Annotated in this window: 20 protein-coding genes; 11 read left to right on the top strand and 9 right to left on the bottom strand. The window is 63.0% G+C overall.

Annotation, left to right across the window (positions count from 1 at the left end; translation table 11 throughout):
• Positions 1–59: 59 nt before the first annotated feature.
• The gene (locus ACFDTG_RS10935; protein WP_375291076.1) at positions 60–1,601 is read left to right on the top strand and encodes a class I adenylate-forming enzyme family protein; all 1,542 of its coding nucleotides are present in this window, start codon (positions 60–62) and stop codon (positions 1,599–1,601) included.
• A 46-nt stretch (positions 1,602–1,647) separates the two neighbouring features.
• Here the strand turns inward: ACFDTG_RS10935 and ACFDTG_RS10930 are convergent, their stop codons facing one another.
• Positions 1,648–1,938: a UrcA family protein gene (locus tag ACFDTG_RS10930; protein WP_375291075.1), complete on the bottom strand. Its 291-nt coding sequence runs from the start codon at positions 1,936–1,938 to the stop codon at positions 1,648–1,650.
• Positions 1,939–2,500: 562 nt separating this feature from the next.
• Between ACFDTG_RS10930 and guaA the strand changes: the two genes are divergently transcribed.
• Positions 2,501–4,075: a glutamine-hydrolyzing GMP synthase gene (gene guaA / locus ACFDTG_RS10925; RefSeq protein WP_375291074.1), complete on the top strand. Its 1,575-nt coding sequence runs from the start codon at positions 2,501–2,503 to the stop codon at positions 4,073–4,075.
• 30 nt (positions 4,076–4,105) lie between these two features.
• The gene (gene nth, locus ACFDTG_RS10920; protein ID WP_375291073.1) at positions 4,106–4,816 is read left to right on the top strand and encodes an endonuclease III domain-containing protein; all 711 of its coding nucleotides are present in this window, start codon (positions 4,106–4,108) and stop codon (positions 4,814–4,816) included.
• On the opposite strand, the gene ACFDTG_RS10915 is transcribed toward nth, so the two are convergent.
• The 4 genes from ACFDTG_RS10915 to ACFDTG_RS10900 all read right to left on the bottom strand — a co-directional run bounded on the left by ACFDTG_RS10915 (position 4,806) and on the right by ACFDTG_RS10900 (position 7,584).
• Positions 4,806–5,357 (bottom strand): DUF924 family protein, encoded by a 552-nt coding sequence (locus ACFDTG_RS10915; RefSeq protein WP_375291072.1) that lies wholly within the window; start codon positions 5,355–5,357, stop codon positions 4,806–4,808. The genes nth and ACFDTG_RS10915 overlap by 11 nt on opposite strands.
• Positions 5,358–5,366: 9 nt before the next feature.
• Positions 5,367–5,768 carry a hypothetical protein gene (locus ACFDTG_RS10910; RefSeq protein WP_375291071.1) on the bottom strand — a complete coding sequence of 134 codons (402 nt, stop codon included), beginning with the start codon at positions 5,766–5,768 and terminating at the stop codon, positions 5,367–5,369.
• Between the two features lie 79 nt (positions 5,769–5,847).
• A complete protein-coding gene (gene tldD, locus ACFDTG_RS10905; RefSeq protein WP_375291070.1) occupies positions 5,848–7,272 on the bottom strand; it encodes a metalloprotease TldD in 1,425 nt (474 codons plus the stop codon).
• 51 nt (positions 7,273–7,323) lie between these two features.
• The gene (locus ACFDTG_RS10900; protein WP_375291069.1) at positions 7,324–7,584 is read right to left on the bottom strand and encodes a zinc-finger domain-containing protein; all 261 of its coding nucleotides are present in this window, start codon (positions 7,582–7,584) and stop codon (positions 7,324–7,326) included.
• 56 nt (positions 7,585–7,640) lie between these two features.
• On the opposite strand from ACFDTG_RS10900, the gene ACFDTG_RS10895 reads away from it, so the two are divergent.
• Positions 7,641–8,585 carry an ABC transporter ATP-binding protein gene (locus ACFDTG_RS10895; protein ID WP_375291068.1) on the top strand — a complete coding sequence of 315 codons (945 nt, stop codon included), beginning with the start codon at positions 7,641–7,643 and terminating at the stop codon, positions 8,583–8,585.
• 3 nt (positions 8,586–8,588) lie between these two features.
• Here the strand turns inward: ACFDTG_RS10895 and ACFDTG_RS10890 are convergent, their stop codons facing one another.
• Together ACFDTG_RS10890 and ACFDTG_RS10885 are read right to left on the bottom strand one after the other, a co-directional pair.
• Positions 8,589–8,777, bottom strand: a complete 189-nt coding sequence (locus ACFDTG_RS10890; RefSeq protein WP_375291067.1) for a hypothetical protein — start codon at positions 8,775–8,777, stop codon at positions 8,589–8,591.
• 182 nt (positions 8,778–8,959) lie between these two features.
• Entirely contained in the window at positions 8,960–9,655 is a 696-nt protein-coding gene (locus ACFDTG_RS10885) for a DUF899 family protein (RefSeq protein ID WP_375291066.1), read from the bottom strand.
• Positions 9,656–9,756: 101 nt separating this feature from the next.
• Here ACFDTG_RS10885 and nadB point away from each other — a divergent pair, with 101 nt between their 5' ends.
• From nadB to ACFDTG_RS10865, 4 genes are all read left to right on the top strand, one after another.
• Positions 9,757–11,343, top strand: coding sequence for an L-aspartate oxidase (gene nadB / locus ACFDTG_RS10880; RefSeq protein ID WP_375291065.1), 1,587 nt, complete (start codon positions 9,757–9,759; stop codon positions 11,341–11,343).
• Between the two features lie 84 nt (positions 11,344–11,427).
• Positions 11,428–13,311 (top strand): diguanylate cyclase, encoded by a 1,884-nt coding sequence (locus ACFDTG_RS10875; protein ID WP_375291064.1) that lies wholly within the window; start codon positions 11,428–11,430, stop codon positions 13,309–13,311.
• Between the two features lie 97 nt (positions 13,312–13,408).
• Entirely contained in the window at positions 13,409–15,205 is a 1,797-nt protein-coding gene (locus ACFDTG_RS10870; protein ID WP_375291063.1) for a diguanylate cyclase, read from the top strand.
• Positions 15,206–15,434: 229 nt separating this feature from the next.
• Positions 15,435–16,910, top strand: a complete 1,476-nt coding sequence (locus ACFDTG_RS10865) for a sensor histidine kinase (protein WP_375291062.1) — start codon at positions 15,435–15,437, stop codon at positions 16,908–16,910.
• A 59-nt stretch (positions 16,911–16,969) separates the two neighbouring features.
• On the opposite strand, the gene ACFDTG_RS10860 is transcribed toward ACFDTG_RS10865, so the two are convergent.
• A complete protein-coding gene (locus ACFDTG_RS10860; protein WP_375291061.1) occupies positions 16,970–17,233 on the bottom strand; it encodes a DksA/TraR family C4-type zinc finger protein in 264 nt (87 codons plus the stop codon).
• A 349-nt stretch (positions 17,234–17,582) separates the two neighbouring features.
• On the opposite strand from ACFDTG_RS10860, the gene ACFDTG_RS10855 reads away from it, so the two are divergent.
• A complete protein-coding gene (locus ACFDTG_RS10855) occupies positions 17,583–17,861 on the top strand; it encodes a hypothetical protein (RefSeq protein WP_375291060.1) in 279 nt (92 codons plus the stop codon).
• Between the two features lie 196 nt (positions 17,862–18,057).
• Complete coding sequence (locus tag ACFDTG_RS10850; protein ID WP_375291059.1) at positions 18,058–19,170, top strand: mechanosensitive ion channel family protein; 1,113 nt, start codon at positions 18,058–18,060, stop codon at positions 19,168–19,170.
• A gap of 31 nt (positions 19,171–19,201) precedes the next feature.
• Here the strand turns inward: ACFDTG_RS10850 and ACFDTG_RS10845 are convergent, their stop codons facing one another.
• Positions 19,202–19,543, bottom strand: a complete 342-nt coding sequence (locus ACFDTG_RS10845) for a PilZ domain-containing protein (RefSeq protein ID WP_375291058.1) — start codon at positions 19,541–19,543, stop codon at positions 19,202–19,204.
• A 122-nt stretch (positions 19,544–19,665) separates the two neighbouring features.
• Here ACFDTG_RS10845 and ACFDTG_RS10840 point away from each other — a divergent pair.
• Positions 19,666–20,040 (top strand): alpha/beta fold hydrolase (locus tag ACFDTG_RS10840; RefSeq protein ID WP_375291057.1); only part of this gene is annotated, 375 nt, incomplete at its 3' end.

The raw sequence follows: 20,040 nt of genomic DNA, 5'->3' as shown, positions 1-20,040 counted from the left end.
GAAAGCCGAGCTTTGCATCTTAGGCCCAGCTTCATCGAGTGATAATCGGGGGAGCTAGAATGATCGACGCGATAGGGGCCCAATTCGGAAGTTTTTCGGCTATTTTGGCCGAGTGGGCCCGCCGACGGCCGGATGACGCCGCGCTGAGCGACGACCGCGGCACAGTCACTTGGGGCGAACTTCTTTCATCGGTCGAGCGCCTTGCAAGCAGGCTTGTTGCCGATGGCCTGAAGCGCGGTCAGTCGGTGGCGATACTGGGCACATCCTCTGTCAATTACGCGCTCGTTTTCCTCGCGGCGGTACGGGCGGGCGGCGTCGCGGCCCCGCTGACCACCAGCGCCAGCGCCGATCAGCTTGCCGGCATGGCTGCCGATTCCGGCGCGCTGCATATCTTTCTGGACCGCGCGAAGCTGACCGATTTGGGCGACGATCGCTTTCCCGGGATGACCCGCGTCGTTCTGGACGAGGAACTCGAGAGTTACATGGCACCGGTTGGCACCGAGGCACCCTCTTTCGACCCTTCGCCACAGGATCCGTTCAACATCATTTATTCAAGCGGAACGACCGGAATCCCGAAGGGCATCGTGCATTCGCACCAGATGCGCTGGCGACAATTTGCCGGCACAGCGAAGAGTTGGCTGACCAACGAAGTGTCCGTCAGGAGTCTCGCCTCCACCCCCCTGTATTCCAACACCACGATGGTGGCATTCCTCGCTCCGCTTCTGGCCGGTGGCTACGTCCGCATCATGGGCAAGTTCGACACCCTGCGCTGGCTCGACCATGCGGCTGCCGACGGGACGACCGTGACCATGCTGGTTCCCGTCCAATACCAGCGCCTGATGGACGAGCCCCGTTTCGACGAGTTCGACCTATCTGCCCTTCGACTGAAATACTGTACCAGTGCGCCCTTTTCGGCAGAGTTGAAACGCGAAGTGCTGGATCGCATGCCGGGGGCACTCGTCGAGATCTATTCCATGACCGAAGGCGGGCTGGTTTGCCTGCTGCCGGCGCATGAATTTCCCGTCAAGCTGCACACGGTCGGGCGGCCTGCGCCCGGTAGCGAGATGAAAGTGCTGGATGACGCGGATCGCGAGGTGCCGTGGGGTACGGCTGGCAATCTGATCGGACGCAGCCATACCATGATGGCTGGCTATAAGAACCAGCCGGACAAAACGCGGGAAGGATATTGGACCGATCCTGCCACCGGTGAGGTCTGGCAGCGGATGGGTGACATCGGCCGCGTAGACCAGGACGGCTTCGTCGAGCTTGTGGGCCGTGCCAAGGACATGATCATCTCCGGCGGCTTCAACATCTATCCCGTGGACCTCGAGATGGAGTTGTCGAAGGAGCCCGAAGTGGCGGAGGCCGCAGTCATCGGCATGCCGAGCAAACGCTGGGGCGAAACGCCCGTAGGGTTCGTCACCTTGAAGAACGGTGGCGGGGACACGGCGCGCATCCTCGAAGCGGTCAATGCGCGACTAGGCAAGACGCAGCGCCTGTCCACCCTGCATGCGATCGATTCCATGCCCCGCAGCCACATCGGCAAACTGCTGACGAGCGACCTGAGGGCGTTGGCGGAAGAATTCGAAACGGCCGCTTGAAGGGGGGGGGTGGACCCACCCCCCCTCGCGACGCCAATAATTCCGCTCAGCGGATCGATGCGACTTGCGACGGAATGCGCTTCTGCGCGCTCGCGATCGCCGCTGCCCTCGCTTCCCGAACGCAGGATCGGTCCACGGTCTTCCAGCCGGAATATAAGGCGTTGTCCGAACGGCACGCCTTAACGGCAGCATCGTCAATGCGAGCCTTCAACAGGTCGACGTGCTCGGGACGAGCAAGGTCGAGATCGCCGTGCCAGACTTCGACGGTTACCGTCTCCGCATTCGCGGGGGCGGTTGCAATGGTAGCGAAAGCAGCCAAGGCTGCGAACAGTGACATGCGCATAATCGTCCTCCGTGGTTGCGATATGTCGCCGGTCATCACCCTCTTTGTGTTCTTCGCCGGGTTATCGGTTGCAAATCGCAATGCTGCAATTGCGAAAAGTTCAGCCCCGCTTGCAACGCGCGCATGAAGCTTTCGAGACGCGGCGCCTGGGTTGGGGGGAGATGGGCGGCCGCGTCTCTACTCGCTGCCTGAAACGGTCAACCAAGCGGGATCTCCGGGGGGACAGGATCGCCGGCAAATATGGTTGCCGCAAATTCGAAGGTCCATGACCAACGAGACATCGAACCGGCATGGTTCGATTGTTGTTGCGCCCATACAATTGCAAATTACGCTGCTAAAGTGCAAAAAATCCCCCCTTGGTTGTAGCAAATGCAACTTTCAGCGTCTACCGGGGCTCGGTTGCGGATCGGGGTCGAGTGGCGCGCCGGCGCGGCATTCGCTCGGGGATCCTCGCTCCAAGACTGCCGGTCTTCGCATAAAAGCACTCGAGCCCGCTCCCATTTGGACAATCAGGACCGCTGGACAGCCAGGCGCGCGTGCCCCTATCGGGCGCGGCATGGACGCCTCTCACCTTCCCGACTCGATCCTGATCGTCGATTTCGGCAGCCAGGTTACCCAGCTCATCGCGCGCCGGGTGCGCGAAGCGGGGGTTTACTCAGAAATTGCCCCGTTCAGTATGGCGGAGGCTGCGTTCCTGCGGATGAGGCCCAAGGGGATCATTCTCTCCGGCTCGCCCGCGGGCGTTCCAGAGGAAGGCAGTCCACGCGCGCCGCAGATGCTCTTCGATGCGGGCGTCCCCATCCTCGGCATCTGCTACGGCCAGCAGGTCATGACGCACCAGTTGGGCGGCGAGGTAAGGCCCGGCCACGAAACAGGTGAAGGCGGCGAATTCGGACGCGCCTATCTGACCGTCAGCAAGGACTGCGCATTGTTCGACGGACTGTGGCAGGTCGGCGAGCGGCATCAGGTGTGGATGAGCCATGGCGACAAGGTGACCCGTTTTGCAGAAGGGTTCGAGATCGTTGCCACCAGCGACGGCGCACCGTTCGCGGTGATCGCCGACGAGGCGCGCCAGTTCTACGGCACGCAGTTTCACCCGGAGGTCGTCCATACCCCCGATGGGGGCAAGCTGCTGGCCAATTTCGTACACAAGGTCTGTGGCCTCGCCGGCGACTGGACCATGGCCGCCTATCGCGAGACCAAGGTGCGCGAGATCAGGGAGCAGGTGGGCGATGGCAAGGTCATCTGCGGGCTATCCGGCGGGGTAGACAGTTCCGTCGCGGCGATCCTGATTCATGAGGCGGTCGGCGACCAACTCACCTGCGTATTCGTCGACCATGGATTGCTGCGTCTGAACGAACGCGAGCAGGTCGAAAACCTGTTCCGCGACCATTACAATATTCCGCTGGTGGTGGTCGATGCCGAGGCGCGGTTCATGACTGGTCTCGATGGCGTCAGCGACCCGGAAAAGAAGCGCAAGTTCATCGGCGGGGAGTTCATCGCCGTCTTCGAGGAAGAGGCGAACAAGCTCGGCGGAGCGGATTTCCTCGCCCAGGGCACGCTCTATCCGGACGTGATAGAAAGCGTCAGCTTCACCGGCGGCCCTTCGGTGACAATTAAGAGCCACCACAATGTCGGCGGGCTGCCCGAGCGAATGAACATGAAGCTCGTCGAGCCCTTGCGCGAATTGTTCAAGGACGAGGTGCGCGAACTGGGCCGCGAGCTTGGCCTCAACGACCAGTTCGTGGGGCGCCACCCCTTCCCCGGCCCCGGCCTTGCCATCCGCATTCCGGGGGAAGTGACCAAAGAGAGGTGCGACATCCTCAGGAAAGCCGACGCCATCTATCTCGACGAGATCCGCAAGGCGGGGCTTTACGACGCGATCTGGCAGGCTTTCGCGGTTCTGCTCCCCGTGAAAACGGTCGGGGTGATGGGCGACCATCGCACATACGATTCGGTTTGCGGCCTTCGCGCCGTCACCAGCACTGATGGCATGACGGCTGATGTCTATCCGTTCGACGCGACCTTCCTCACCAATTGCGCGACGCGCATCGTGAACGAAGTGCAAGGCATCAACCGTGTGGTCTACGACTATACAAGCAAGCCCCCGGGCACGATCGAATGGGAATAGGCCGACCCGTTACCTAGCGCGCGATCCATAATGCAACTGCCCCTCGGCTCCGATCCGCGCACCGATGTCCTTCTGCGGCTGCAACCCCTGCTGATCCAGCGGTTCGGGCGAATCGAGCGTAGTGAGCAGGGTCGGCGCCGGCCGGAGTGGACGCTGGTACAGGGTGTGATTGGGGCGCGTACCCGCTCGGAGGTTTCGAATGCGGCAACCGACGGGTTGCTGGAGCGTCATAGAAGCTGGGAAGCCGTGGCCCAGATCGAGCTGGACGCGCTGACGACGGAGTTGGCGACGCAGACCTATCCGAACATGGCCGCGCAGCGTCTGACTGCCTGCCTCAATGCCTTGATCGCGCTGCGCGGCGCCGCCGACCTCTCCCATCTTGAAGCCATGGAAACGGATGAAGCGATGGGCTGGCTCGAGCAATTGCCCGGCGTCGGTCGCAAGATTGCGGCGGGGGTGATGAATGCCAGCACGCTTGGCCGCCGCGTCGTGGTTCTCGATAGCCACCACCGGCGCATTCTCCAGCGCATGGGTCTGGTCCCCGCCCGATCCGACACGGCGCGCGCTTTCACGGCCATCATGCCCGCGATTCCAGCCGAATGGTCAGCCGCCGAGATCGACGAACATCATCTGCTCATGAAAGAACTCGGGCGCGCTTTTTGCCGCCCGCGCGCTCTATTGTGTTCGAGCTGCCCGGCCCAGTCTCTTTGCGAGACGGGGGAGGCAATGCCTACCAGCTGAAACCCGCCTCGACCGCTGCCTTTTCGGCTTTCGTGCTCTTGCGACCCAAAATGGCGTTACGATGCGGAAAGCGCCCGAAACGGGTGATCATTCTATAATGATCACGCGCGAATCCGAGATTGTCGGGAGCATGTCGGGTAAACATGGTCAGACTCGCCCGCTGGTCGGCGATATGCTCGCTGTGCATCAGGGGCATGTAGACGAATGGCCGTTCCCGCCTCGGCAGCTCGCGATCCCACCCGCGTTTCATCATGCCATATGCAATCGCGCGGGCAAGTGGGTCCCAGACAAAGGCGCGGGCATCGTTCCGATAGAGGTTGCGCGGCACCTGATCGAACAGGAGGATCGCCGCTTGCGCGGTGAGCGGATCGCTTAGAAATCCGCCGGCCCGATCATTGCCGAGCATGGCGAGATCGTGCTCGAACCGCCGATGCAGCATAGCGTCCACACCGTCCGAGCCGCCCCACCAATCGCCCGGCCCGAGCTTCCCGAACCAGACAAAAAGTATTTCGGCCGCCCAGCGACGCGATGCCGCCGTCATGCGTTGCCCTTAGCCGTCCGTCTTTTCGTAAGGGACGAAATCGACAAGCGAAACAATGCCTGAGAACATGCCGGTGGTACGATCCGCAGTCGTGACCATATCGGTTCTGCACAAGCTGGAGCCACTGCCATGCTTGCGGATTACCAGCACATCGCTGTCGTCGATCGATTCGGGATTGGCGGTCCGGTTGACCCATACGCGCGAGCCGTCCTTGTAGACGATCGCGGTCTTGTCGATCACGGTGAGGTTGCGATTGCCGAACATGGCAATGCAACTTTTGGGCTCACCGGCGGTGCGGCCCTCGATCAGCTTCGCCAGCTTTTCCTCGCCGGTAGGTCGATCCCCGGCGGTTACAGGACCTGCGGACAGGGCCATGGCGGCGGCGGTCAGAATTGCTGCTTGCTTGAGCATAAAGATTCTCCTTCGAGACAGGTCTAGCACATCCACGATGAACGCGCGCTGATCGGTCGCGAAGACCGCGCTATGTGGTTCACCCGGTTCCTCCGACCGTAATTCCATCGATAAGCAGGGTGGGCTGGCCCACACCCGCAGGCACGCTTTGCCCGCCTTTTCCGCACACGCCGACACCTTCATCCAGCGCCATGTCGTCGCCGATGCCGATGACGCGCGTGAGCACGCTCGGCCCATCGCCGATCAGCGTCGCGCCCTTGATCGGGGCCACCACCCTGCCGTCTTCGACCTTGTAGGCTTCGGTGCAGGCAAAGACGAATTTTCCGCTGGTTATGTCAACCTGGCCACCACCGAAACTGGTGGCGTAAATGCCGTTCTTGACGCGCGAGAGCAGCTCTGACGGATCATCATCGCCCGAACGCATGAACGTGTTGGTCATGCGCGGCATGGGCGCGTGTTCGTAGCTTTGTCGGCGCCCGTTGCCGGTGGGCTCCACGCCCATGAGCCGCGCATTGAGGCGATCCTGCATATAGCCCTTGAGAATGCCGTCCTCGATCAGCACCGTTTCGCGGGTGGGTGTGCCCTCGTCATCGATGGACAGGGAACCGCGCCGGTTGGCGATGCTGCCATCGTCGACGATCGTCACGCCGGGCGCGGCCACCCGCTCTCCCACACGACCGGAAAAGGCACTGGTCCCCTTGCGATTGAAATCGCCTTCCAGCCCGTGTCCGACCGCTTCGTGCAACAATACCCCGGGCCAACCGGGGCCCAGCAGCACGGTGCATTCTCCGGCGGGGGCGGGCACGCTGTCCAGATTGACCAGCGCCTGGCGGACGGCCTCGTCCACCGCGTGCATCCAGCGGCCTTCGTCGAAGAGATCGTCGTAAAGGAAGCGGCCGCCGAAACCATAGCTACCGGTTTCCCGCCTGCCGTTCATCTCGGCGACGATCTGGACGTTGAGCCTTACGAGCGGGCGGATGTCGCGCGCGGTGAAGCCATCGGGGCGTATGATGTCGACCACGCTCCAGTTGGCCAGCAGAAACGCCGAAACCTGGGCCACGCGCGGGTCCTTGGCGCGGGCCACGGCATCGATCTTCTCGAGCAAGGCGACCTTCTCCGCGAAGGGCACGAGGTCCAGCGGGCTTTCCTCTGTGTAAAGGTGGCGGTTGGTGCGCACTGGCGGTGCCGCCTTGTCGCCCACGGATGGGTCGAGCAGTTGCAGCGTCTCTCCCGCGCGCGCAATGGCAGCGGAGCTGATCTCGTTGGCGTGGGCGAAGCCGGTCGAATCCCCGCTTACCCCACGCAAGCCGAACCCGGAATCCCGGCTGTAATCGGCCGTTTTCAACCGTCCGTCATCGAAGGCGAAGCTCTCCGAAGCGGTGTACTGAAGGTACAGCTCGCCATCGTCGCAGCGATTCAGGAGGCGAGCGGTGAGGCTTTGCGCTTCATCCGGGGAAAGGCGATCGGGCGCATAGAGCAGCCCGGCGGGATCCGGCGTGGTCATGCGAATGATGTAGGCGTTCGGATCGCGCGCGAACAGCCCCCACCCGTTCTCTCAGGCGTGGCCCGGATCGCCGCCTTCGGAAATGTCTACCAGCGCGGCCTGGTCCGCCCCGTCCGCCGGACCGCCGATCAACACGAAGCGCCGGTCGCAATAGCCACAGTCGACGTAGCCGTGCTCGTCGATCTCCAGATAGACCTTGGGGTGGCCGAGCGCGGCGGGGCGATAATGTTCGCCGCTGCGGATGTCTGTCGCACCGTCGCACCAGACGCGGCGGGTTTCGACATGGGTGACCTCTGGCGGTGGAATGCTCATGAGATGCGGCGATAAACGCTTGGGCCGCGCGCCGCAACGCCCTAGGGGCATGGGACATGACTACCGAACCGGCCATCCGCATCGACAATCTCGTTAAGCGCTACGACCCGCCACCGGGGCAACCCGAAAGCGAAGGGAAGCTGGCGCTGAAAGGAGTCAGCTTCGACGTGCCGCAAGGGGGCATCTTCGGCTTGCTTGGCCCAAATGGCGCGGGCAAATCGACGCTGATCAACATCCTGGCCGGGCTGGTGAAGAAATCCGGGGGAAGCGCGGAAATCTGGGGCTTCGATATCGAGGAGCACACCCGCAACGCCAAGCGGTCGATCGGTATCGTGCCGCAGGAAATCGTCTTCGACCCCTTCTTCACGCCCTTCGAAGTGCTCGAAAACCAAGGCGGTTTCTACGGCGTTCCGAAATCGCAGCGGCGGTCGGAAGAGCTGCTTAAGGCGGTGCATCTGGCGGACAAGCGCGATGCCTATGCGCGCACGCTCTCAGGCGGGATGAAGCGGCGCCTGCTGATCGCGAAGGCGATGGTCCATTCACCCCCGATCCTAGTGCTGGACGAGCCCACCGCGGGCGTGGATGTGGAACTGAGGCGGCAGCTCTGGGAACTGGTGACGCAGCTCAATCGCGAGGGCGTCACCGTGGTGCTCACCACGCACTATCTCGAAGAAGCCGAGCAGCTTTGCGACCGCATCGCCATCATCAACCACGGCGAGCTGATTGCGAACAAGCCCACCCGAGAACTCATTGGAATGGCTCGGGAAAAGATCGTTTCCGTGAGCGTGGACAAGGACTTGGCGGGGCCCATCATGGAACCCGCCTTCACCAAGGCCGAGGTGGTCGAGCCGCGTCGGCTGGATATCACCTACGACCGCGATGCTACCACCGCCGGACAGGTGCTGGCGCTGGTGCAGAGCCATGGTTATGCCATCGAGGACGTCACCACGCGCGAAGCGGATCTTGAGGACGTCTTCGTCCAGCTTACCGGCGCTGGCTGACCGTCAGAAGTGGTAGCGCCGGCCCAGCCCGGCATCCCTCACCGGTTGCAATCCCCAGACATTCGGCATGGTTTCCTCCATCGCCGAACCGCAGCGTCCGCACCGCCCCACATGGGCGCCGTGAACGCGGCGTACGGTATTCCTGTCGAGGCTATGCCGCCCGAGCGCACAGCCGAGTGCTGCAATTTTCATGTGATCCCGCGACCTTCCCGTTGGTATTTGCCCCCTGTCGCACCGGTCTTAACGGCTGCCGAAACATGGTAAACGGGGCGCGCGGCGAAATGGTGGATTCACGCGGGCGGCGGCGCAAAAGCCGATGATCACCCGCTTGATCGCACGCCCGAACGTGCCGAGCAAGCCCGGACGGGCGCGGATCAGCGATAGTCCAGCTTTGGATACCAATCGGTGCCGCGCCCGCCCGGCGTCAGGTCGAGCACGGTCCAGACCGAAGCAACATCAGGGATGCCGCGCGGGTCCTTTCCTTCCTCCGCCATCTCTCCGGTCATCGCGCCTTTCCAGAAGAGACGCACTTTGTCGCCGTCCTTGCGGAACACCGTGAGCACCGGATTTTCCCCGCCCTTCTTTGGATCCAGCCCGCCGAAATCCAGCGCGAAGGCGTCACCCACGGTCTGTAAGAAGCGGAGGTGGCGCCAACCGCGCTCTCGGGCGAAAGCGAGTTGGCGGTCCACCGGGCTCCGAGCCAGCACTACCAGCGCCACGCGCTGCGTAATATCGAGGGCGTTGGCATCGAGCGGACCAAGCAGATTGGTGCACATCGGGCAGGGCCGTTCGCGCTCGGGCCCGTACATCTGGAAGTAGGTGACGAGTGTATCGTGGCCCCCGAAAAGATCGGCCAGCCCAACCTCGTCCCCGTTCATGTCACGGAAGCGATAGTCCTTTTCAACGGCCGGGCCCGGCGGCAACTTGCTCCGCTGCTCCGCAACCGCGTCGATCTGGCGCTGCAAAGCGATTTCTTGGGCAAGCAGATCGGTGCGCGCATCGCGGTAAGCGTCGCTTTCTCCGGGGAACGGGGTGCGCAACGCGGCAAGCTTTTGGACGTCATCTTCCATGACATGTCTCCCATGTGCAAATGGTGCAATCTTCCGTGCATGCAACCGTTCCAGACACTTTGCCCGCTTGCCGCGCGGCCTCGCCCGGTTATGACGGCGCCATGACAGATATCCCTCATGACGTCATCGTGATCGGGTCGGGTGCCGCAGGGCTCACCGCCGCGCTAGCGCTGGCGCAGGAAAAGCGTGTCCTGGTGCTCGCCAAGGGCCGATTGGACGGAGGCAGCACGGCCTGGGCGCAGGGCGGTATCGCCGCGGTGCTGGACGCGGGCGATACCTTCGAGGATCACATCCGCGACACCATGGTGGCGGGCGCCGGTCTCAACGATCGCGAGGTGGTGGAATATGTGATCGAGCGCGCGCCCGCCTCCATCGACCAGCTGATCGAGCTCGGCGTCCCCTTCAACGAGGAGAGCGGAGACCTCCACCTCACCCGCGAGGGCGGCCATTCGCACCGCCGCATCGTGCATGTGAACGACGCCACCGGCTGGGCAGTGCAGGAGGCGCTGCTGAAGGCCGCGCACGCCAATCCCAATATCACCCTGCTTCCGGGGCAGGCTTGCATCGACCTCATCACCGGACATCATCAGGAACGCTTCAGCGGATCGGGCCGGGTCTGGGGCGCCTATGCGCTGGACGAAGCGAGCGGCCAGGTCGTCGCCCATGTCGCGCGCGCCACCGTGCTCGCCACCGGCGGGGCGGGCCGCGTCTATCTGTTCTCCACCGCGCCGCGCGGCGCCACCGGCGACGGGATCGCCATGGCGTGGCGGGCCGGCGCGCGCGTTTCCAACATGGAGATGATGCAGTTCCACCCCACCTGCCTCTACAATCTGGAGGTCAAGAACTTCCTGATTACCGAAGCGGTGCGCGGCGAAGGCGGGCGGCTGATCAATCCCGTTACCGGGCGGCGATACATGGAGCAGTACGATCCCGAGCGCATGGAACTGGCCCCGCGCGATATCGTGGCGCGCGCCAACGACGATCAGATCAAGCGGTACGGGCTCGATTTCGTGCATCTCGACATTAGCCACCAGCCGGCCGATTTCGTGACGCACCATTTCCCTACCATTTATGAAAAGCTGATGGGGCTGGGCATCGACATGACCAAGGGGCCAATCCCGGTGGTGCCGGCGCAGCATTACACCTGCGGCGGGGTGGCCGTCGATCTGTTCGCGCGCACCGACCTGCCCGGCCTGTGGGCGGCAGGCGAATGCACCGAGAGCGGCCTCCACGGCGCCAACCGCCTCGCCAGCAATTCCCTGCTCGAATGCTTCGTGTTCGGGGAGGCGGCGGCCAGCGACATCCTCGCGATGTGGGAGGAGCTGGAAGAGCCGCCCGCGATCCGCCCCTGGGACGAAAGTCGCGTGATCGATTCCGACGAGGAGGTGGTCATCAAGCAGAACTGGACGGAAATCCGCCGCTTCATGTGGAACTATGTCGGCATCGTGCGCACCACCAAGCGCCTGGAACGCGCCGCGCACCGGATCGAAATGCTGGGCCGCGAGATCGAGGATTATTACGGTAGTTTCCGCGTTACCACCGATCTGATCGAGCTGCGTAACCTCCACCAGAGCGCCGACCTGATCGTCCAGGCGGCGCTGAAGCGGCATGAGAGCCGAGGCCTCCATTACACGCTGGATTATCCGGAGACGGAACCGATTGCGCGGGATACGGTGCTGGTTCCCTAAGGAGTTCCAAGCCCCCCTGACGCAGTGGCTTAACCGGGGTAAACCATAACAGTTCGTCAAACATTCTTGCATAGATGCGAGTATGTGAGGGAACTCCTATCCTTTGGACGAAGGCTGCTTGGCGGTCGCGGCGTCGCCTGCGTGCTCGCCGCGCTCGCCTGTTGGTTGCCGACCGGGGAGGTGGCCGCGCGCTGCCTCGGGAGCACCGACCCCGTCGTCCAGAGCGTCGAAGTGGCGATAGGCCGAGATCCCGGCAGCGCCATCGATACGATCTCGGGCCTCATCGCACGCATGGATCCGGAAAACGCACGCCGCATCGCCGAACTTTACGCGGCCCAGCTGATCGCCATCAGCATGAGCGGTCAGTCGCGAGAAGAAATCAGGGAAAAGGCGCACCGCGCGGCATCTCGGTTCGGACCGGCAGACAACATCAACCTGTTCCTGCGGATCAATGATTACGCGAAGATGAAGCCCGGCCCGGCCCGGGCGGACACGCTCGCTGCTATAGTACGCGATTACGGCGGACTGCCTGAGGGCAGTCAGGCCCGCACCTGCCGCGGCACCGATCTTGCTCACTACCATTCCGTGCTGAACGAGCAGAGGGAGGCTTTCGGCTTCGCCTCCAGCGCATATCGCAACAGCGAAGCTCACGAGAATTCGTCCCCGCGCGCCGAAGCGGCCTCCATGATGTCCTATCTGGTCTCGCTCGGATATGATTTCGAATATGCGGGGCAGCTCAGTTCCGAAGCACTCGAAATCTGGCTTGGGCTTGGCATGAGCGACCTCGCCGCGAACGAGTTGGTTCTGCGTGGTTACATGCATTTGAGCGACGGGGGGTGGCAGCCTGCCATCGCCGACTTCCGGGCTTCCGCCGAACAGGCGCGTAGTTACGGCAATCAATACGCCATCGATTATGCATTGCTCGGGGTCTGCGAAGCCGCGCTGAAAGGCGAGAAACTGCAACAGGCGGCCCCGGCCTGCACGCAGTCCTTCGGCGCTCTGGCAAAGCCGCGCGAACCGATGGCATTCCTTGCCACAACACTCATGGCCGAATTGCTCGTTTCGCAGGGAGAGCCGAACCGGGCTCTCAGGCTGATCGAGCCCTGGATCGCCGGGGGCAGGGGCGACGCCAGTTTTTCCGAATGGGCCAGGACACTGGCGGTGAAGGCACAGGCGCTCTCCCTCCTCGGGCGGTATCGCGAAGCCTATCCGGTCATGCGGCAAGCCAAATCCATCGCGGACGAAGGCAGGGAGAATGAACTGCGCAGCGGGTCTGCCGCGCTGCGAGCTCGCTTCAAGACCCAGGAGCTTCAGGACAGCCTCGCCCAGCAGGAGCGCACCAGTGGCATCCGGCTGCGTCTCGCCGCAGTGGTCATGGTAGCGGCAGCCGCGATCATTACCCTGCTGGGGGCACTCATCTATTCGCTGCTTCGCCACCGGCGCCGGTTCCGCCGCCTGGCCATGACGGACCCGCTGACCGGGCTGCGCAACCGCCGGGCCGCGCAGGAGGAAATCACCTCATTCCTGCGCACACCGGCGACCGAAACCCCTCGGGCATCTTTCGCGCTTCTGGATATCGACCATTTCAAGTCGTGCAACGACCGGTTCGGTCACGACGCGGGCGACATCGTCCTCAACCGGTTTGCACGCGTTATCGAGCGATGCGTACGACCTGGCGATATCGTGGGCCGTTGGGGTGGGGAAGAATTTCTGCTGATCGCTCCGGCGACCGACGTCGAGGAAACCGCCCGGATCGTCGAGCGGATCCGCGCCGAGGCCGAGCGAGAAACCTTCGATGCCGCGCCAGGGTTCCGTCTGCACTTCAGCGCGGGAATCGCTCAGCTCGGCGAGGGCAAGGATCGGATCCACGAGTGTATCAAACTCGCGGACCGACGGCTCTACGGCGCGAAAGCGAGCGGGCGAAACACCAGCTGCGCAGCCGGATACGATGTCGATCCCGAACTTTAAAGGAACTCCAGACTCGCTTGACGGCCAAGGAACCTAAAACGCCGCTTGGCATTCTCCGGTCGAGAAATATTAACCACGGCGGTCGTAAACCAGCGAAATGAAAGTCTTGGACGGCCGCGCCAACAACCGTGACGGTTGGTGGTGGGCCCCGATCCTTACCGGGTTTGCCTATCTCGCCACGGCCGGTGTGTCATTGTATCTGACGCAGGGTGCAGACGGCACCGCCGCCCTGTGGCCGCCCAGCGGGATCATGCTGGCGGCGCTGCTGTTGTGCTCCCGTAAGCAGGTGAAATGGCATTTGTTGAGCGGCGCGGTGGCAAGTCTGTTGGCCAATGCGATATTCGATCAAAGCCTGCATTTGACCGCGGCCTTCACCGCCGCAAATGTTGCGGAACCTGCGCTAATTGCTTGGCTCGTAAAAAAGCGGGCGCGCTGCCGTGTGTCCTTCCTGAAGACCCAAGGCCTGCTCTGTTTCTGCATGGCGAGCGCCATTGGCGCGGTCGCGAGCGCAACCATCGCCACCGTTTTGTCAGGACTTATCACGCCCCTGTTCTGGTCTTCCTGGTTCCTGACCGTGCTGCTGGGTATCCTGATCGTGACGCCTATTGTGGTCACGATCATCGAAGCGCTGTTGAAGAAGCGGTTTTTCGATCGCGGCTCGAGCCGGGAAACCTTCTTCGGCCTCGGCGCGGTCTTCATCCTCAGTATCGCGACGTTCTTCCAGTCCTCCTATCCCCTGCTGTTCCTTCCCGCCGTCGCCGTAGTCTACTGCGTCGTCCGGCTCGGACCCATCGGAGGGGCCGGAAGTGTTCTGATCGTCGCTGCGACGGCGAGCTTCGGCGCGCTGAACGGGTCGGGACCGCAAACCCTGATCCACGGCAGCGAGCTCGGCGAAAGCCTGTTCCTTCAATTCTACCTGCTCACGCTGCTGGCCGTCGCGCTGCCGATCACCTCGCTCTTGTCCGCCCGTGAACGGCTGGTGGAAGAACTGGGAGAAATGGCGCGGCTACTGCAAATGTCCGAAGGGGCATCCCATGTCGGGCACTGGCGGCTCGACATCGCCAACGATACGCTCACCTGGTCCGACGAGGTGTTCCGCATTTATGGGCTTTCTGGCCCTACTCCGCCCCCCTTGGACAAGGCGTTAGAAGCCTATCACCCCAAGGACCGCGAAATGGTGTCCACCGTGCTAGAAGAAAGCATGGCCGAAAGGACCGGCTTTGAATTCGACGCGCGTATCATCCGGCCCGATGGCGAGGTCCGCCACGTGAGGTCCAGGGGCGAGATCGATCGCGAAATGGAAGACGGCAGCTTCGGTGTGTTCGGGATCATTCAGGATATCACCGATCAGGTTCGACATGAAGAGGCGCTGCATCGTGCGCGGGTCGAAGCCGAACTGGCCGCGCACGAAGCGACCATCGCCGCGCAGACCGACCAGCTGACTGGCATAGCCAACCGCCGCAAGATCAGCGATCTTGCCGAACGGGCCATCGCCTCAGCGAATACATGCGGCCAGCCCCTGTCCGTGGCGCTGCTCGACATCGATCATTTCAAGTCGATCAACGATCGGCTGGGCCACAACGTCGGCGACGAAGTGCTGATACGCGTGGCGCATGCCGCGGAATTGCAGATCGGGAGCGACGGCGACGTTGGCCGGTTCGGCGGGGAAGAGTTCCTGATCGTCATGCCCTGCGGCGCGGAAAAGGCCTGCGAGCGGGCCGAGGCCGTGCGCCGTGCGATCGGCGATCTTGCCACCGACCCTTGCGTCACCGTCAGCGTGGGGGTGGCGCAGTTCCGACCGGGGGAATCCCTGCGCCAGGTGCTGCAACGCGCGGATGAAAGCCTCTATCGTGCCAAGAACGAAGGGCGCGACACCGTAAGGCTGGCTGCCTGACCCTCTCGTTTCGACGGGCCTTTCCCAAGCCGCCTCTGGCTGCTCCCTTACTAATCCTAAAGGAGGTGGGCGGTAGGGATGACGCTGCGGCGGAGCGCCGACACCTCCGGTTTAGCGCAACGACATACCGGAAGGGCTTGTCCGCAGATACAGCTCTTCTACAGTGGTTCAGTCGGGCAGTGGTGGATCGCGAAACCGGCGCGCGCATCGGACGTCGAGAGGCTTCAGCTTGAATATCGATTTCGCGACGCTGATCGGATCATCGCCCAATCCGTACGTGCTTCTCGACCGGGATCTGAGGATCGCATGGATGAACGATGCCTATCTGGCGACCACCATGCGGACCCGCGACAGCATCCTTGGCCGCAAGATTTTCGATGCCTTTCCCAGCGATCCGGCCACCGAAAGCTTCCGCCAGCTGGACGAGTCCCTCAACCGGGTCCTTGCGATATCACAGGTCGATGAGATCGCTTTGATCCGCTACGACATCGAACGTCCCGACGGCTCGTTCGCCACCCGCTACTGGAGCGCGACACACACGCCCGTCTTTGACGATGCAGGCGAAATGCGCTTCATCCTCCAGCATACGGTCGATGTGACTGAGCTGCACAAGCTGAGGCAGCTTCGCGATGAAGCCAATCTCATCCGCCGTGCGGAAACCATCCAGTCGAGAAACGAGAGCCTGCTTGAGGAGAGTCGGCGCCTGCACCAGTTCTTCGAGCAGGCGCCCGGTTTCGTTGCGGTGTTCGGTGGCCCGGAACACATATTCCGAATGGCCAACGCGGCGTATCTCGAACTCGTGGGTAGAAAGGAAATCGTCGGGCTGACGGTTGCACAAGCATTACCCGAAGTGGTCCCCCAGGGCTATATCGACCTCCTGGACGAGGTTTACCGAACGGGAGAGCCGTACCTTGGCCGGCGCGAGCGCGTTACGCTCCATTCGGAGGTTTCTGGTTCCACGAGCGAGCGCGTACTCAACTTCGTCTTCCAGCCGATTCTGGGGGATGACGAGGATACTTCGGGAATAATCGTCCAAGGCTACGATGTTACGGACGAAGCCGCCTTCGAAGAACGACAGGCCATGCTCATCAACGAGTTGCAGCATCGGGTGAAGAACACGATCGCGGTGGTGCAGGTGCTGGCAAAGCAGAGCTTTCGCGACCTGGCCGACGGCGAGAGCGCAATGGCGATCTATTCCTCGCGATTGATGGCCCTCTCCGCGGCCCATGGGGTCCTCACCCAGGGAAGCTGGGGCCCCGCCCCGATCAGAGAGATCGTGGAAGCGACGATTGGCGCGGCCTGCGGCGATCTGGCGGAGCGTGTCGAGGTTCGTGGCCCCGATTACATGCTCGACCCGGAGTCTGCCCTCGGCCTCACTATGATCGTGCACGAACTCACGACCAATGCGCTCAAATACGGTGCGCTTTCGAACGACAGCGGCGGTGTGGAGCTGCGGTGGACGATCGCCGATTGCGATACCGAAGATCACGTTCACGTAATCTGGCGCGAACACGGGGGGCCCAAGGTGGAGCCGCCCAGAAATAAGGGGTTCGGCACCAGGCTCATAGAGCGGGGGCTCGGGTCGAGAGGATCCACCGGGGTGCGGTTCGATTTCGCGGAGGAAGGTTTGGTCTGCGCATTCGAAATCGGCTTGGCGAAGGGCGAATCAAGCGCCCAATTCGGGCGTCCCTTCGCAAAGTTCTAACGGTCTGACGTTAGGCGCCGGATCGAAGCGGGTCGCGCCATGGCGTGACGCGCTTCGCCTCAGCGCAGTTGACTGTCCTTGCTTCCGCGGCGGTTGATGGTGGTATGCGCCACGGCGCGGTCGCGGCCGGATTGGCATGCGATGCAGGTCTTGACGCCCGGCAGCGCCTCCCGCCGCCGTTCTGGGATCTGCTCTCCGCATTCCTCACAGAACTTCTCGCTCTCGCCCCTGGGCATGCGTGCACGCGCGGCACTCACCGCGTCGGTCACGCTGTCGTCGATCTGATCCTGTACGGCCCCGTCACGGGTCCATCCGCCAGCCATCGTCATTCTCCTTCTTCCAATCAACCATATGGGAAGACGAAAGTGCCAGCGCCATAGCCGCCGGGGGGAATGGATGTTAAATGAAGTCGACTGATCGAGGAAGAATGGGTTTGAAAATGTCGCGCAACCGATGAATTATCCCGAGTTCGATGCGGGAACATTAAAGACGGGAGCTTATCAATTGTCAGTTGAAAACCCATAAGGGCTTCAAGTTCGCTGATTTTTTGCGCTTACTTTGATAGCCGGGGATCGTCGCCCGGCTTTTTCGAAACAATTCCCTCCGCAATTCATTAGTTGAACAATGCGGGGCGCCTTCGTCGGGCCTTCGCGCAACAGGAGGATAGGATACATGAAGAAGCTGTTTACTTTGGTCGCCCTTCCGCTTGCCGCGTCACTTTCCGCCTGCGGGCAGGATTCCGCGGTCGAGGAACGGGGCGACATGCTCGAAGAGCGCGCCGATGCCGTCGAGAACGTAGGTGACGATCGGGCCGGCCAGCTCGAGGAAATGGCCGACGAGGCGAACACTGACGCCCGCGAAGATGCGCTGAACGCCCGAGCAGAAGCCGTGGACGATATTGGCGACGACCGTGCCGAAGCGCTCAACGAACGCGCAGACACGATGGAATAAGCCCAAACGCTTGATCGCCTCGCGTCGGGCCGCCCCTTGTACCCGGCGCATGGCGAGCGATCGCCCAGGGCCGGTTCGCCGGTGCCGGGCGATTTTCCTATCCGCTGCGGCGGAAAACCGACCCTGACGACAAGTGCCCGGGCGGGGAACGCCATTCGCACTTGCAGCATAAGGCCCCTCCCCCTACCTCCCCTCCATGCCCGACTGGATTGCAGCGCCCCTCGCCGCCCTGCCCGACTGGCTGGCCGTCCTGATCGTCGCCGTAGTGGCGGTCGCGCTGGCGCTGGCGGTGCATTCCGTGGTGTTCCGCCTCCTTTCCCGCGTGGCCAGGGACAGTCAGACCCAGTCCGACAACGTCGTGGTCACCAAGCTTCGGCGCCCGGCACGCTGGGCCATGATCATGCTGGCGCTGGTCGTCGTGGTGGCGCTGTTTCCCGCGCTGGAGACGGTGTGGGAACGGGTCGGCGCCTTCGTCATGCCGCTGTTCGTCGGCTGGATGGCGATATCGGTGCTGCATGCGCTGATCGAGGTGATGATCCTCAAAAACGACGATTCCATGGAGGACAACCGCGCCGCTCGGCGCAAGCGCACCCGACTTGCGATCTTCAACCGCATCGCGACCTTCATCCTGGTGTTCGTGACCGTGGGGCTGATGCTGCTGGCGATACCGGGGGTGCGCGACATCGGCGTGACGCTGGTCGCCAGCGCCGGCTTGGCGGGCTTAGCCGTGGGTGCCGCCGCGCAGCCCGCGCTCAAATCTCTGATCGCCGGGGTGCAGATGGCTCTGACGGAGCCGGTGATCGTCGGGGACGCGGTGATCATCGGCGGCGAATGGGGCTGGATCGAGGAAATCCGTACCACCTATGTTGTGGTGAAGGTGTGGGACGAGCGGCGACTGGTGGTTCCGACGAGCAAGTTTCTGGACGAAATCTTCCAGAACTGGACCAAGACCACCGCGCAACTGATGGGCACGGTGATGCTCTACGTCGATCCAGCTACCAAGCTGGACCCGATCCGCGCCAGGTTCATGGCAATCGTCGAAGGCAACACGCGCTGGGACGGGCGCGTCCGGCATATGCAGGTGACCGAGTTGACGCGTGACGCGATCGAGGTGCGCTTTCTGGTCACGGCGAAGGATTCACCCACCCTCTACGATCTGCGCTGTGACGTGCGCGAGGCGCTGATCCAGTGGCTGGCCGAGGAGATGCCGGAGGCGATCGTGCGCAGCAGGCTGGCGCCGGTCGCCCCTGTGGAAGTGCTGGGTGCCCCTTCGGGCGCGGCACTGGCGCAGATGGCGGGCGGGGACTAGTTCGCCCCGGAGCCCTTGGTCCGGTGCTTGCTCAGGCCGCGCAACTGGTGAAGCGTTCGGGGATCAGCCGCGCTACGCCGCCGCCGGAAATCTGATCGGCAGAGGCAAGCTGGCGCACGGTGGCAGGCTTGATCGCGCATTTGAAGGCGAGGCCCGCAAACCCCTGCCGCGCCCAGATCACCCGCGAGGGGATCACAGTGCCTTCCGCCAGTTCCACCTCCAGATCGTCTCCGGTGGCGAGCGCCATTCCGTCCAATGCGATCATGCAGCCGAGGTGCGAGATGTTGCGGCAGCGATGCGCCTGCCGCGCGCCGCGCACCAGAGTGAAGACCTCGGTTTCGCTGGTCAGCCGTTCCGTCCTGCGATCGTCCATGGATACCGTCCCCTCTCCATCCGCCGTGCAATCGGGAGATGGCGGATGGCGGAGAGGATGTATTGCGCAAGAGGGTTAAGGAATTCTAAACATCCCGCTGAAGGGACGGGAGTGATTGCCTAATGCCGCAGATCGAAGCCAACGGGCTGACGCTGGAATACGATGAGTTCGGGGACAGGGGTGCGGAGCCGATTCTGCTGGTGATGGGCCTGGGCGCGCAGATGACGCTGTGGCCCATCGAACTGGTCGATGCGCTGGTTGAGCGCGGCTTCCGCGTTATCCGCTACGACAATCGCGACATCGGGCTCAGCCAGAAGCTGGACGGCGCGCGCGCCCCGGGCATCGTGCGCCAGACGCTGATGGGCAAGATCGGCCTGCGCGCGCGGGTGCCCTATACGCTGGCGGACATGGCGGCGGACGGAGTCGGCGTGCTGGATGCGCTGGATATCGCGAGCGCCCACATCGTGGGGGCCAGCATGGGCGGCATGATCGCCCAG

The sequence above is a fragment of the Qipengyuania sp. genome (assembly GCF_042095715.1).
GTDB lineage: Bacteria > Pseudomonadota > Alphaproteobacteria > Sphingomonadales > Sphingomonadaceae > Qipengyuania.
This window is presented reverse-complemented; position numbering and strand designations above follow the sequence as displayed.

Excerpts from the sequence above, each read along its gene's own strand:
- ACFDTG_RS10935 (WP_375291076.1), top strand. The coding sequence starts at position 60 with ATGATCGACGCGATAGGGGCCCAATTCGGAAGTTTTTCGGCTATTTTG.
- ACFDTG_RS10930 (WP_375291075.1), bottom strand. The coding sequence starts at position 1,938 with ATGTCACTGTTCGCAGCCTTGGCTGCTTTCGCTACCATTGCAACCGCC.
- guaA (WP_375291074.1), top strand. The coding sequence starts at position 2,501 with ATGGACGCCTCTCACCTTCCCGACTCGATCCTGATCGTCGATTTCGGC.
- nth (WP_375291073.1), top strand. The coding sequence starts at position 4,106 with ATGCAACTGCCCCTCGGCTCCGATCCGCGCACCGATGTCCTTCTGCGG.
- ACFDTG_RS10915 (WP_375291072.1), bottom strand. The coding sequence starts at position 5,357 with ATGACGGCGGCATCGCGTCGCTGGGCGGCCGAAATACTTTTTGTCTGG.
- ACFDTG_RS10910 (WP_375291071.1), bottom strand. The coding sequence starts at position 5,768 with ATGCTCAAGCAAGCAGCAATTCTGACCGCCGCCGCCATGGCCCTGTCC.
- tldD (WP_375291070.1), bottom strand. The coding sequence starts at position 7,272 with ATGACCACGCCGGATCCCGCCGGGCTGCTCTATGCGCCCGATCGCCTT.
- ACFDTG_RS10900 (WP_375291069.1), bottom strand. The coding sequence starts at position 7,584 with ATGAGCATTCCACCGCCAGAGGTCACCCATGTCGAAACCCGCCGCGTC.
- ACFDTG_RS10895 (WP_375291068.1), top strand. The coding sequence starts at position 7,641 with ATGACTACCGAACCGGCCATCCGCATCGACAATCTCGTTAAGCGCTAC.
- ACFDTG_RS10890 (WP_375291067.1), bottom strand. The coding sequence starts at position 8,777 with ATGAAAATTGCAGCACTCGGCTGTGCGCTCGGGCGGCATAGCCTCGAC.
- ACFDTG_RS10885 (WP_375291066.1), bottom strand. The coding sequence starts at position 9,655 with ATGGAAGATGACGTCCAAAAGCTTGCCGCGTTGCGCACCCCGTTCCCC.
- nadB (WP_375291065.1), top strand. The coding sequence starts at position 9,757 with ATGACAGATATCCCTCATGACGTCATCGTGATCGGGTCGGGTGCCGCA.
- ACFDTG_RS10870 (WP_375291063.1), top strand. The coding sequence starts at position 13,409 with ATGAAAGTCTTGGACGGCCGCGCCAACAACCGTGACGGTTGGTGGTGG.
- ACFDTG_RS10860 (WP_375291061.1), bottom strand. The coding sequence starts at position 17,233 with ATGGCTGGCGGATGGACCCGTGACGGGGCCGTACAGGATCAGATCGAC.
- ACFDTG_RS10855 (WP_375291060.1), top strand. The coding sequence starts at position 17,583 with ATGAAGAAGCTGTTTACTTTGGTCGCCCTTCCGCTTGCCGCGTCACTT.
- ACFDTG_RS10850 (WP_375291059.1), top strand. The coding sequence starts at position 18,058 with ATGCCCGACTGGATTGCAGCGCCCCTCGCCGCCCTGCCCGACTGGCTG.
- ACFDTG_RS10845 (WP_375291058.1), bottom strand. The coding sequence starts at position 19,543 with ATGGACGATCGCAGGACGGAACGGCTGACCAGCGAAACCGAGGTCTTC.